This is a genomic window from Prauserella alba (assembly GCF_024171735.1).
GTDB lineage: Bacteria > Actinomycetota > Actinomycetes > Mycobacteriales > Pseudonocardiaceae > Prauserella > Prauserella alba.
The window spans coordinates 977,000-989,956 of the sequence record NZ_JAMTCH010000003.1 but is presented as its reverse complement, the minus strand read 5'-3'; the positions used below and the strand labels follow the sequence as shown (position 1 = coordinate 989,956).

The following is a 12,957-nucleotide window of genomic DNA, read 5'->3' as shown; positions in this document are numbered from 1 at the left end:
TCTCAGCTTTCGAAATCGGTGACGGGCGGGCAGGAGCACACGAGGTTGCGGTCACCGTAGGCGCCTTCGATGCGGCGCACGGGCGAGAAGTACTTGCCCCTGGCCTTCGTCTTGCCCGGGTAGACCGCCAGTGTGCGATCGTACGGCCGGTCCCACTCCCCCGCGAGCTGTTCGGCGGTGTGCGGCGCGCCCCGCAGCGGACTCTGCTCGACCTCCCACGTGCCCGCCGCGACCTCGGCGATCTCTCGGCGGATCGAGATCATCGCCTCGCAGAAGCGGTCCAGCTCCCCCAGGTCCTCGCTCTCGGTCGGCTCGACCATGAACGTACCCGCCACGGGGAACGACATCGTCGGCGCGTGGAAGCCGTAGTCGATGAGCCGCTTGGCGACATCGTCGACGGTCACACCGGTCTGCTTGGTCAGCTGGCGCAGGTCGATGATGCACTCGTGCGCCACGAGACCGTGCTGTCCGGTGTAGAGCACCGGGTAGTGCGGGCTCAGCCGCGCGGCGACGTAGTTCGCCGCCAGCACGGCGACCTGCGTCGCACTCGTGAGTCCCGCCGAGCCCATCATCCGCACGTACGCCCACGAGATCGGCAGGATCGACGCCGAGCCGAACGGCGCCCCGGAGATCGGCCCCACGCCGGTCGCGGGACCCGCCTCCTCGAACTGCGGATGGTTGGGCAGGTACGGCGCCAGGTGCTCGCGCACCGCGACGGGGCCCACGCCCGGACCGCCGCCACCGTGCGGGATGCAGAACGTCTTGTGCAGGTTCAGGTGCGAGACGTCGCCGCCGAACTCACCCGGCTTCGCCAGCCCCAGCAGCGCGTTGAGGTTCGCACCGTCCACATAGACCTGTCCACCCGCATCGTGCACGATGTCGGCCAACTCGGAGATGCCGGTCTCGTAGACACCGTGCGTCGACGGGTAGGTGACCATGATGGCGGCGAGCGTGTCGCGGTGTCCGTCCACCTTGGACCGCAGGTCGGCGAGGTCGATGTCGCCGTCGTCGGTGCAGGCCACGACGACCACACGCATGCCGGCGAGCACCGCCGAGGCGGCGTTCGTGCCGTGCGCCGAGGACGGAATCAGGCAGACGTCGCGCTCGGGCTGGCCGTTCGCACGGTGGTAGGCACGGATCGCCAGCAGGCCGGCGAGCTCGCCCTGACTGCCTGCGTTCGGCTGCAGCGACACGGTGTGGTACCCGGTGACCTCGGCCAGCCACGTGCTGAGCTGGTCGGTCAGTTCCCGGTAGCCGAGCGCGTCGTCCGCGGGGGCGAACGGATGGATGCCCGCGAACTCCGGCCAGGTGACCGACTCCATCTCCGTGGTCGCGTTCAGCTTCATCGTGCACGAGCCCAGCGGGATCATCCCGCGATCCAGCGCATAGTCCAGATCGGACAGCCGGCGCAGGTAGCGCAGCATCGCCGTCTCCGACCGGTAGGTGTGGAAGACCTCGTGCGTCATGTACTCGGTCGTGCGTTCGAGCCCGGCGGGAATCGCCGAGGCACCTTCGGGCTGTGCGGCGACACCGAACGCGGCGAGCACCGCGGCCACCGTCTCGGCCGACGTGGCCTCGTCGCAGGCGATCCGCACGTGGTCCGCGCCGTCCCGGCCGAGGTTGATGCCGGCCTCGCGGGCGGCCGCCACGACGGCCTCGGCCCTGCCCGGCACCCGGGCGAGCACGGTGTCGAAGAAACGCTCGTGCACGACCTCGACGCCGCCGTCGCGCAGCCCGGCGGCCAGCGCCGTGGCGTGACCGTGCACCCGCTCGGCGATACCGCGCAACCCTTCAGGGCCGTGGTAGACCGCGTACATCGACGCCATCACGGCCAGCAGCACCTGTGCCGTGCAGATGTTGCTCGTCGCCTTCTCCCGGCGAATGTGCTGTTCACGAGTCTGCAGCGCGAGCCGATACGCGGGGGCGCCCGCCTCGTCGACCGACACGCCGACCAGCCTGCCCGGGAGCGAGCGCTCGAGACCCTTGCGCACGGCCAGGTAACCGGCGTGCGGACCGCCGTATCCCATCGGCACGCCGAAGCGCTGGCTGCTGCCGGCGGCGAGGTCGGCGCCGAACTCGCCGGGCGCCTGCACCATGGTCAGCGCCAGCAGATCGCCCGCGGCGCAGTAGAGCGCCTTGGCCTCCTTGGCGGCCTCGCCGATGCGCGTGTAGAACTCCGGCTCGCGCAGCACACCGGACACCCCGGGGTACTGGACGACGACACCGAAGAACTCGTCGGGCAGCCCCTGCGACAGGTCGCGGACGTCGAGCTCGATGCCGATGACCTCCGCCCGCGTGCGCAGCACCGAGACGGTCTGCGGCAGGCATTCGGCGTCGACGACCATCGTCGAGGACTTGGCCTTCGACGCGCGGCGCATGAGCATCATCGCCTCGGCCACGGCCGTCGGTTCGTCGAGCATCGATGCGTTGGCGGTGTCCAGGCCGGTCAGATCGGACACCATCGTCTGGAAGTTGAGCAGCGCTTCGAGGCGGCCCTGCGAGATCTCCGGCTGGTACGGCGTGTAGGCCGTGTACCAGGCCGGGTTCTCCAGCACGTTCCGGCGGATGACGGCCGGCGTCACGGTGTCGTGATAACCGAGCCCGATCATCTGGGTCATCGGCCGGTTCTTCGCCGCGAGTGCGCGCAGCTCGCCGATGGCCTCCTGCTCGGAGGCGGGCTCGGGCAACGACAACGCCCCGGACGTCTGGATGGCCGACGGCACCGCGGCGGCCACGAGCGCATCGAGGCTGCCGTAACCGCATTCGGCCAGCATCTTGGCCTGCTCCGACTCGGCGGGGCCGATGTGCCGGGGCATGAACGTCGAAGGCAGTGCGGGCACTGTCATCGAGGAGCTCCTTTCAAGCGCATGACAGGGATACCCGCCACGCTGGGAACTCCCCCTCTGTCATGACACCTGAGAGTTTCACCGTGCGTACACGGCTTTCACCTTGGGTGAGGCTCACCTGAGCCCACTTTCCAGAGTGGCCTCACCATGGCGGTAACGGTACCTGAGAGATTGTGGGGTCTTTGCTCCTTCGGCGCCTCGTGCTACCAGCGCACGAGGTCTCTCCCGCTCATGGTTCGAGCAGCCTCGATCTTCGGTTGTCAGGGGGTTAAACGTACGCGTCGGGATTGACCGAGTCCACCCTGCGCGCCTCGGCAGTGACGTATACCGCCGGGACGTCGACCCAGCGCAGCACCTCCGGCTACTCTCGGTGGTTGACCGCCCCTCCGGGCGGCCGCGCGCGGTCACCACGGCGGCCCTGCCGTCCTGTGCAGGCGGCACCGTCGCGACGTTCGCCCTGGTCAGTGGGCGAGCGTGGCACGGAGCTCCCGGACTGCGGCGCGACCGGCACGACTGGCGCCGACCGTGCTCGCCGACGGACCGTAGCCGACGAGATGCACCCGCGGCTCGGCCGCGACCTCGGTGCCGTTCATCCGGATGCCGCCTCCGCGTTCCCGCAGGCCCAGCGGCGCCAGGTGGTCGAGGGCCGCACGGAACCCCGTGGCCCACAGGATGATGTCGGCGTGTTGCTCGGTGCCGTCGGCCCAGGCGATCCCGTGCGGGGTGATGCGCTCGAACATCGGCTTGCGATCGAGCACGCCGGCCTCTCTCGCGGCGCGGACCTCGGGCGTCAGCATCAGCCCGGTCACGCTCACGACACTGCGCGGCGGGCGACCGTCGCGGACCCGCGCGTCGACCGCCGCGACGACCTCGCGGCCGTACTCGGGGGTGAACTCCTCGTCGCGAAACACCGGCGGCCTGCGCGTGACCCAGGTCGTGTCCGCGGCGACCGGGGCGATCTCCAACAGCTGCTGGACGGCCGAACTGCCACCACCGACGACCACGACGCGGCGGCCCCGGAACTCGCCGACACCCGTGTAGTCAGCGGTGTGCAGCTGCCGTCCCGCGAAGGTCTCCCTGCCCGGGTAGTACGGCCGGAACGGGCGGTCCCACGTTCCGGTCGCGTTCACGATCCCCCTGGCCAGCCACGACTCGGTGGGCGTCTCGACGACGAAGCCATCCCGGTCGTCGCCGGTGTAGCGAACGGACCGGACGTCAGCGGGCCGATGCACGGAAAGCTCGAAGACGTCTTCGTAGCGGGCGAAGTACTCGCTGACCACCTCGGACGCCGGCCTGTCCTGGTCGGCACCGCCCAGCGCGAGCCCGGGCAGGTCGTGCAATCCGTGCACGCCGCCGAGTCGCAGCGACGGCCACCGATACTGCCAAGCACCTCCCGGTCGCTTGGCGTGATCGAGAACCACGAAATCGGACATCGGTACGAGACCGGCGCGGCGGAGGAAATAGGCGGCGGACAACCCGGCTTGTCCCGCGCCGATGACGACGATCTCGGTGGTGTGGTCGGCGCGCATGCCCGGTTCAACCACCTGCTCGTGCCGCACATTCCGCTCCGGCGGCCGGGACGGCAGGGTCGGACCGGAGGGCAGAGTCGGACCGGACCCGCGCTCAGCCCTCGACGGTGTCCCCGGCCTGCTTCTTCCCGCAGAGCATCCGGATGATCGCGATCACGCCGACGAGCGCGACGAGACCGCCGATCACCGGGGCGGCACGTTTCGCGACCGACGCGCCCGCGTAGTCGAACAGGTCGATGGCCTCCGCTTCCCTGCCGCCGGGCTTGACCGACTCCAGCTGCGGCTTCTCCGGCTGTGGAGGCGGCGACGCAGCAGCCGCACCGCTGGCGATACCGGACCCCGCACCCGCGCCCGGGGTGGTGTCCCGGCCCGCGGTGTCCGCGGCACCGGACGAGCCGCCCGGCGAACCCGCGGCGCCCGACGCAGCACCCGTGGCACCCGAACCACCTGAACCCGTGGCCTCCGAGGACGCCGTGCCCGCCGCGGCCGTTCCCGACGCCGTGCCCGGCGAACCCGAGCCTGCGCCCGTGCCCGTGCCCGACGAGTCCGAACCCAGTTCGGCAGACAGGTTCTCGGCGAAGCTGTCGAGGATCTTGCCGCCGACCTCGGAGATCATGCCGCGACCGAACTGCGCGGGCTTACCGGTCACGTTGAGGTCGGTCGCGACGGCACCCTTCGTGGTCTCACCTTCGGCGGTCAGGGTGACGGTGACGGTCGCCGCCGCCGTCCCCGCGCCGCGCGAGTCCTTGCCGGATGCCTTGATCGTGATCTGCCGGGACGCCTCGTTCTTCTCGAGAAACTCGCCACTGCCCTTGTAGAGCAGGGAGACCGGGCCCAGCTTGACCTTCACCGTGCCCTTGAACGTGTCGCCCTCGACAGCCGTCAGCGTGGCCCCGGGCATACAGGGTGCCACGCGCTCCGGGTCGATGATCGCCTTCCACACCTCGTCGATGGGTGCCGGGACGGTGAATTCGTGGTCCAGCCGCACGGGCCGACCTCCTTCCTCGATGCCTGCGCTCGGTGCGCACTCGTCTCGTACTCCGGCGGCGTTCGGAGCCCGTTCCTCCCGGAGGGTTACCGTCGCCGCCCTGGGTCATGCGGGCCGTGTCGTGCGGGCCGTGTCGTGGGGTCGACGCTCCCGCCCCGCTGACGTACCGCGAGGGCACCGCGGACCGGCCGCCCGCGGTGCCCTCGTCGGTCACGGCTCTCAGCCCGCCATCGCCGCCTCGACGGCACGTCCCGTCAGTACCTTCGCGAGGTGCTGCCGGTACTCGACGTCGGCGTTGCCGTCGACGGTCGGGCTCGTGCCCTCGGCAGCGTGTTCGGCCGCCGCGCGGATCGTCTCGGCGTCGGCCGACCTGCCCACGAGGGCCTGTTCCACCGCCGTCGCTCTGACCGGGATCGAGGCCATGTTGGTCAGTCCGATGCGCGCCTCGGCGATCGTGCCGCCCTCGGCGCGCACCGTGGCGGCCACCGCCACCATCGACCACGCCTGTGCCACCCGGTTGAACTTCTCGTAGTGCGCCGTCCAGCCCGTGTGCTTCGGCACGCGCGCCTCCACGAGGATGTCCTCCGGAGCCAGCGACGTCGTGAAGAAGTCCTGGAAGAACTCCGCGGCCGACACGGTGCGCCGGCCACCCGTGCCCTGGATGACCATTTCCGCGTCCAGCGCCAGCGCCGGGGCGAGCAGGTCACCCGCCGGATCGGCGTGCGCCAGCGAGCCGCCGAACGTACCGCGGTGCCGCACCTGCGGATCCGCGACCGTGTCGGTGGCCCTGGCCAGCAGCAGCGCGTGGTCGTGCACGAGCGGATCACGCTGCACGTCGTAGTGCGTGGTCATCGCACCGATCACGACGGCGTCGCCCTCGTCGCGCACGCCCTTCAACTCGCCGATCTTGCCCAGGTCCACGACCGTGGTCGGGGCGGCGAGCCGCATGCGCAGCACGGGCAGCAGGCTCTGCCCACCTGCCAGCACCTTGGCGTCCTCGCCCGCGTCGGCGAGCGCACGTACTGCCTCGTCTACAGTGGACGGTGCTACGTAGTCGAACGGAGCGGGGATCACTGCGCACCTCCGTGTGCTGAGTCGATCGAGCCGAGACCGCCGCCGGCCTCGGCTCCGGGGCCACCTGCGGCCGTGTCTCCCTTGTGCACGGCACGCCACACGCGCATCGGACTGAGCGGCATCTCGATGTCGTCGACACCGTGGTGCCGTACCGCGTCCACGACCGCGTTCACCACGGCCGGGGTCGACGCGATGGTGCCCGCCTCGCCGACGCCCTTGACCCCGAGCGGGTTGGACGTCGCCGCCGTCTCGGTGCGATCGGTGGTGAACGAGGGCAGGTCCATCGCCGACGGCACCAGGTAGTCGGCGAACGTGCCCGAGGTGAGGGTGCCGAACTCGTCGTACACCGCTTCCTCGTACAACGCCTGGGCGATGCCCTGTGCCAGCCCGCCGTGCATCTGGCCTTCGACGATCAGCGGGTTGATGACCTTGCCGATGTCGTCGACGCTGACGTACGAACGCAACCGCACCTGACCGGTATCGGTGTCGACCTCCGCCGCGCACAGATGCGTGCCGTGCGGGAACGAGAAGTTCTCCGGGTCGTACACGGCCTCGGAGTCCAAGGTGGGCTCAACGCCCTCCGGAAGGTCGTGTGCCGCGAACACCGCGAGGGCGACGTCCTGGATCGCGGTCGAGGTGTCGGTGCCGCGGACCGTGAACTTGCCGTCGGCGAATTCGAGGTCGTCCTCGGAGGCCTCCATCAGGTGTGCGGCGACCTTGCGGGCCTTGGCGATCACCTTCTCCGCGGCCTTGACCACGGCGATACCGCCGACGGCCAGCGACCGGGAGCCGTAGGTGTCGAGGCCCTTGTGCGAGGACTGCGTGTCGCCGTGCAGGATCTCGATGTCGTCGAATCCCACCCCGAGCTGGTCGGCGACGATCTGACTCCACGCCGTCTCGTGGCCCTGCCCGTGCGGGGAGGCGCCCGTGACGACCTCGACCTTGCCGGTCGGGAGCATGCGGATCGCGGCGTGCTCCCAGCCGCCTGCGCCGTAGTCGAGCGACCCGAGCACGCGCGACGGCGCGAGTCCGCACATCTCGGTGAACGTCGAGATGCCGATGCCGAGTTGGACCCGGTCGCCGCGTGCACGGCGTTCGGCCTGCTCCCGCCGCAGACCGTCGTAGTCGAACAGCTGCATCGCTTTCGCGGTGGCCGCCTCGTAGTTGCCGGAGTCGTAGGTCAGCGTCGAGACCGTGGTGTACGGAAACTCGTCATGCTTGATCCAGTTCTTCTCCCGCAGCTGCATGGGATCCATGCCGAGCTCGGCCGCGAGCTCGTCCATGATCCGTTCGATGGCGAACGTCGCCTCGGGCCTGCCCGCGCCGCGGTAGGCGTCGGTGAGCGTGGTGTTGGTGAACACCGTCGTGCAGGAGAAGCGGTAGGCCGGGATCTTGTAGATCGCGTTGAACATGAACGCGCCCAGCACCGGGACACCCCCGCCGACGATGCCCAGGTAGGCGCCCATGTCGGCCAGCAGGTCGACCTTCAGGCCCGTGATGGTGCCGTCCCGGGAGGCCGAGATCGAGATGTCCTGCATCTGGTCCCGCCCGTGGTGCGCGGAGACCATGGTCTCGGACCGCGACTCGGTCCACTTCACGGGCTTGCCCAGCTTCTGCGCCACGACCACCGCGGCGCATTCCTCCGGCGTCACCGCGAGCTTGCCGCCGAAGCCGCCGCCCACGTCGGGGGCGATCACCCGCACCTGGTGCTCGGGCAGGCCGAGCGTCATGGCCACCATCGTCTTGAGGATGTGCGGCACCTGGGTGGCCGACCACATGGTCAGTTGTGGCGCCGTCGGGTCCACGACCACCGACCGCGGCTCCATGAACGCAGGCACCAGCCGCTGCTGCCGGAACCGCCGGGTCACGACCACGTCCGAGCTGCTCATCGCCTGCTGGACGTCGCCGCCCGAACCGGCCGCGGCCGAGTCGAAGATCCACTCCGCGCTCTTGTTCGTGCCCATGTCCTCGTGCACCAGCGGCGCGCCGTCGGCCACCGCGTTGTCGAGGCCCAGCACCACGGGCAGATCCTCGTAGTCGACGTCGATCTCGGCGAGCGCGTCCTCCGCCTCGGCGGCACTGCGCGCGATGACCGCGGCGACCGCCTCACCCGCGAAGTTCACCGTCCCCTGGGCGAGCATCGGCCTGCGCGGGGTCTTCTGGTCCGGCGTGATCGGCCAGGCGTTGGGCATGCCGACCTCTCCGCCCGGGTCGAGGTCGTCGCCGGTGTACACGGCGATCACACCCGACATCTCCTTGGCCGCCGACGTGTCGATGGCGGTGATCCGCGCGTGGGCCGTCGGGCTGCGCAGCAGGGCCATGTGCACCATGCCCGGCAGGGCGATGTTGTCGGTCCAGCGGGTGCGGCCGGTGATGAGGCGCTCGTCCTCCTTCCGGACCCGCGCCCGTCCGACCTCGGGCTCGGCCATGGCGGTCATGAGTCACCTCCCACGCCCGTCGTGGTCCGCTCGCCGCCGGCGACCTGCTCGGCCTCCGGGCCCGCGCCCGGACGCATGTGGCCGGCCGCATCGCGTACGGCGCGGACGATGTTCTGGTAGCCGGTGCAGCGGCAGAGGTTGCCTTCGAGTCCTTCGCGGACGGCCTCCTCGTCGGGATTCGGATTGTCGGCCAGCAGGTCGATCGACTGCATGATCATGCCGGGGGTGCAGAACCCGCATTGGAGCGCGTGATTGTCGCGGAAGGCCTGCTGCACCGGGTGGAGCTGCCCGTCGCGGGCCAACCCCTCCACGGTGGTGACCTCGCCGCCGTCCGCCTGGACGGCCAGCACCGAACAGGACTTCACGCTCTGCCCGTTCAGATGCACGGTGCAGGCGCCGCAGTTACTCGTGTCGCAACCAACCACGGTTCCGGTCTTGCCGAGCTTCTCCCGCAGGTGGTGTACGAGCAGGGTCCGCGGTTCGACGTCGTCCGTGTAGCTGGTCCCGTCGACGGTGACGGTGATGCGCATGGGGCCTCCTGTGGTGGCTCGGTCCGCCGGATGTGGACGGGCCGCGTGGAACGGCCGGAACCGACCGCCGCCTACGGTGATCGGCTTCACAGTCGAGCCTGCTACGTCTGCCGTCAGTCGACAACCCCGATCTTGGGTGCGCGTCCGGGTGATTTCGGTATTCGTGGAGTTCAGCTAGGGAGACCACGTCGCGGGCGCGTCACTTATCCCCCGATCGGTGGTACGAACGGTCCGTTCGCGCCACCTCTCGTTGCCCCACGCCCCGTAGCCGGGCATGTACTGCCGGCACGCCGTCAACGCTGCTGGTCGGTATGGATACGGCCGTCGACGTCGGCCAGCCTGCGGCCACCACCGCCCCATTTCAGTGCGATGATCTCCGCGGCGATCGACACCGCGGTCTCCTCCGGAGTCCGTGCACCGAGATCCAGTCCGATCGGCGAGGCGAGCCGTTTGAGCTCGGCGTCGGTCAGCCCCGCCTCCCGGAGCCGCGCCAGCCGGTCGTCGTGCGTACGCCGCGAGCCCATCGCCCCGACGTAGCCGACGTCGAGCCGCAGCGCCACCTCCAGCACCGGCACGTCGAACTTCGGGTCGTGCGTGAGCACGGCGACCACGGTACGGCGGTCGATCCGCCCCGCGTCGGCCTCGGCCCTCAGGTACCGGTGCGGCCAGTCGACGACGACCTCGTCGGCTTCGGGGAACCGGGTCGTCGTCGCGAACACCGGACGTGCGTCGCACACGGCCACCTCGTAGCCGAGGTACGCACCCATGCGGGCCATGGCCGCGGCGAAGTCGATCGCACCGAACACGAGCATCCGCGGCGGCGGCTCGAAGGTGTTGACGAACACCGACATCCCCTCGCCGCGGCGCTGTCCGTCCGGTCCGTAGTGCAGCGTGCCGGATCGGCCACCGGCGAGCATGCCGCGGGCGTCGTCGAGCACCGCGTCGTCGATGCGTTCCGAGCCCAGTCCGCCGCGGGCGTCCTCAGGCCACACGAGCATCCGCCTGCCCCGCAGCTCGGCCTCGGGGTGCTCGATCGTCGTCACCAGGGCGACCGGCGTGCCCTCCCGCACCGACGCGACGAGCTCCGGCAGGTCGGGCATGGACTCCCTGTCGATGTGCTCGACGAAGATGTCGATGATGCCGCCGCAGGTCAGCCCGACGGCGAACGCGTCGTCGTCGCTGACGCCGTACCGCTGCAGCACCGGGGCGCCGTCGGCCACCACCTGTTGCGCGAGTTCGTAGACGGCCCCTTCGACGCAGCCGCCGGACACGCTCCCGACCGCTTCCCCGTCGGCGCCCACCAGCATCGCGGCCCCGGGGGCACGCGGCGCAGAGGAGAAGGTCGCGACGACCGTGCCGACGCCGACCGTCTCGCCCGCCTGCCACCGGCGGTACACCTCGTCCAGCACGTCATGCATCTCGGACCTCCCGCAACAGTCGTTCCAACGTGGCCAGGCTGTGCCCCGCCAGTAACCGGTCCACATACGGCAGCGCGGCGGCGATGCCGGACTGCACCGGCTCGTACCCGTCGTGACCGGCGTGCGGATTCACCCACAGCACCGTGTGCGCGAGCCGCCGCAGCCGTGCCATCTGCTCGCCGAGCAGTGCCGTGTCGCCGCGTTCCCAGCCGTCGGAGAACACCACGACCACGGCCCGCCGGGCGAGGCCCCGCTGTCCCCACCGGTCCAGGAAGGCTCGGAGGGTGTCGCCGAGCCGGGTGCCGCCCGCGAAGTCGGCCACGGCCTCCCCCGCGGCGAGCATCGCCCGCTCCGGGTCCCGCTGCCGCAGGGCTCGCGACACCCGGGTCAGCCGGGTGCCGAGGGTGAACGCCTCGACGTCGGCGGGCGAACTGCGCACGACGACGTGGGCGAACCGCAGCAGCGAGTCGGCGTACGGCTTCATCGAACCGGACACGTCGACCAGCAGCACGATCCGGCGTGGCCGGGTGCGCCTGCGTGCGTACGCCAGCCGTGCCGGCTCACCACCGGCGGCGATCATCGCGCGGAACGTGCGGCGCGGGTCGAGCATGCCCCGGTGCGCCGGGCGCAGCCGCGACGACCGCCGCCGCGGCGAGACGGGCCGCAACGTCCGGAACAGCTCGCGCAGATGCCGGCGTTCCGCGTCGGACAGCTCCCCGAGATCCCGGTCGCGCAGCAGTTCGACGTCGCTGGCGGCGACGCTGAGCTGCTCACCGGCCTCGGTGTCGCCCTCACCGTCACCGTCGTCGGACAGCGGGGCGATGCGTGCGCGCTGCTCCCTGCGCACCGGCATGCCACCCGCGTCCTGGTCGCCGGCGCCGAACCAGCTCGCGAACGCCTGGTCGTACCGCGGCAGGTCGTCCGGATCGGCGCACAGCGTGAGCCTGCCGGCCCAGTACAGCTGCGTGGCGTCACCGACGTCGACCCGCTCGACCGCGTCGAGGTAGGTCCGCACGCGATGCCGGTCGCAGGGCAGCCCCGCCTCGCGCAGGGCCGTCGTGAAGCCGACCAGGCCCGGCAGCGGATCGGTCATGTCCGTTTCGGCCATGGTTCCATCATGCACCGCCGAAGCCCGTCGTCCGAGCGCCGAACCGGGGCGCCTCAGCCGAGGACCGCGTCGAGCCTGGCGCGGACGCGGTCGAGGTCCTCGCTGAATTTGAGCACCGCCCCGAGCGTGTTCGCCGCGGACGCGGCGTCGAGTTCGTCCCGGCCCAGCGCGCGCAGTGCGTTGGCCCAGTCGAGGGCCTCCGCGACGCCGGGCGGCTTGAGCAGCTCCATGGTGCGCAGCCGCTGCAGCGTCTCGGCGATCTGCTCGGCGAGCCGCTGGCCGATCCCGGGTACCCGTGCCCGCAGGATCGCGATCTCCCGCGACAGGTCGGGGTGTTCGAGCCAGTGGTACAGGCAGCGGCGTTTGAGCGCGTCGTGCACCTCGCGGGTGCGGTTGGAGGTGAGCACCACCAGGGGCGGCTGCTCGGCGCGCACCTCGCCGTACTCGGGGATCGTCACGGTGTTCTCGTCGAGCAGCTGCAGCAGGAACGCCTCGAACTCGTCGTCGGCGCGGTCGATCTCGTCGACGAGCAGCACGCACGGCGACGTCCGCAGCGCCGTCAGCAGCGGCCGGGCCAGCAGGAACCGTTCGGTGTACAGCGACTGCTCGGCGTCGTCGACGTCCAGCCTGCCGCCCTCGGCCGCCTCGAGCGCGCGCAGATGCAACAGCTGCCGGGGAAAGTCCCATTCGTACAGTGCCTGAGCGGCGTCGATGCCCTCGTGGCACTGCAACCGCACCAGCGGCAGCTCCAGACTCTCCGACAGCGCCACGGCGAGCGACGTCTTGCCCGTCCCGGGCTCGCCTTCGCAGAACAGTGGCTTGCCCATGCGCAGGGACAGGAAGGCCGCCGTGGCGACCCCGTCGTCGGCGAGGTACCCGATGTCTTCGAGCAGAGCCGCCAGCTTGGCGGGCGACGACACGTCGGGCACGGACGTCTCGGTCGCGGCCGACGATGCGGTGCGGGCTGCGGCGGGTTCGCTTGTCACGTCCTCACCCTAGGCACTCCCCTGCCGGCGACGGCAACCT

Annotated in this window: 9 protein-coding genes and 1 riboswitch; all 9 genes read right to left on the bottom strand. The window is 70.8% G+C overall.

Annotated elements, in window-relative coordinates; genetic code table 11:
* Nucleotides 1-2: 2 nt before the first annotated feature.
* Nucleotides 3-2,846 (bottom strand): aminomethyl-transferring glycine dehydrogenase, encoded by a 2,844-nt coding sequence (gene gcvP / locus LY12_RS04465; RefSeq protein ID WP_253853430.1) that lies wholly within the window; start codon nt 2,844-2,846, stop codon nt 3-5.
* Between the two features lie 47 nt (nt 2,847-2,893).
* Nucleotides 2,894-2,991, bottom strand: a riboswitch (glycine riboswitch).
* A 316-nt stretch (nt 2,992-3,307) separates the two neighbouring features.
* Nucleotides 3,308-4,375, bottom strand: a complete 1,068-nt coding sequence (locus tag LY12_RS04460) for an NAD(P)-binding domain-containing protein (protein ID WP_253853429.1) — start codon at nt 4,373-4,375, stop codon at nt 3,308-3,310.
* Between the two features lie 94 nt (nt 4,376-4,469).
* Nucleotides 4,470-5,363 (bottom strand): SRPBCC family protein, encoded by an 894-nt coding sequence (locus tag LY12_RS04455; RefSeq protein ID WP_253853428.1) that lies wholly within the window; start codon nt 5,361-5,363, stop codon nt 4,470-4,472.
* 219 nt (nt 5,364-5,582) lie between these two features.
* Complete coding sequence (locus LY12_RS04450; RefSeq protein WP_253853427.1) at nt 5,583-6,437, bottom strand: FAD binding domain-containing protein; 855 nt, start codon at nt 6,435-6,437, stop codon at nt 5,583-5,585.
* Nucleotides 6,434-8,875, bottom strand: a complete 2,442-nt coding sequence (locus tag LY12_RS04445; protein WP_253853426.1) for a xanthine dehydrogenase family protein molybdopterin-binding subunit — start codon at nt 8,873-8,875, stop codon at nt 6,434-6,436. The genes LY12_RS04450 and LY12_RS04445 overlap by 4 nt, the downstream gene beginning before the upstream one ends.
* A complete protein-coding gene (locus LY12_RS04440) occupies nt 8,872-9,405 on the bottom strand; it encodes a (2Fe-2S)-binding protein (RefSeq protein WP_253853425.1) in 534 nt (177 codons plus the stop codon). Before LY12_RS04440 ends, LY12_RS04445 begins: the two co-directional genes overlap by 4 nt.
* A 293-nt stretch (nt 9,406-9,698) precedes the next feature.
* Nucleotides 9,699-10,823: an XdhC family protein gene (locus tag LY12_RS04435; RefSeq protein ID WP_253853424.1), complete on the bottom strand. Its 1,125-nt coding sequence runs from the start codon at nt 10,821-10,823 to the stop codon at nt 9,699-9,701.
* Complete coding sequence (locus LY12_RS04430) at nt 10,816-11,931, bottom strand: vWA domain-containing protein (RefSeq protein ID WP_253853422.1); 1,116 nt, start codon at nt 11,929-11,931, stop codon at nt 10,816-10,818. Before LY12_RS04430 ends, LY12_RS04435 begins: the two co-directional genes overlap by 8 nt.
* Nucleotides 11,932-11,984: 53 nt before the next feature.
* On the bottom strand, nt 11,985-12,860 hold the full coding sequence (locus tag LY12_RS04425) for an AAA family ATPase (protein ID WP_253854884.1): 876 nt from the start codon (nt 12,858-12,860) through the stop codon (nt 11,985-11,987).
* Nucleotides 12,861-12,957: the final 97 nt, after the last annotated feature.

Bases quoted from the DNA above. Each gene is read 5' to 3' on its own strand.
- LY12_RS04445 (WP_253853426.1), bottom strand. From the start codon at position 8,875: ATGACCGCCATGGCCGAGCCCGAGGTCGGACGGGCGCGGGTCCGGAAG.
- LY12_RS04440 (WP_253853425.1), bottom strand. From the start codon at position 9,405: ATGCGCATCACCGTCACCGTCGACGGGACCAGCTACACGGACGACGTC.
- gcvP (WP_253853430.1), bottom strand. From the start codon at position 2,846: ATGACAGTGCCCGCACTGCCTTCGACGTTCATGCCCCGGCACATCGGC.
- LY12_RS04430 (WP_253853422.1), bottom strand. From the start codon at position 11,931: ATGGCCGAAACGGACATGACCGATCCGCTGCCGGGCCTGGTCGGCTTC.
- LY12_RS04435 (WP_253853424.1), bottom strand. From the start codon at position 10,823: ATGCATGACGTGCTGGACGAGGTGTACCGCCGGTGGCAGGCGGGCGAG.
- LY12_RS04460 (WP_253853429.1), bottom strand. From the start codon at position 4,375: ATGCGCGCCGACCACACCACCGAGATCGTCGTCATCGGCGCGGGACAA.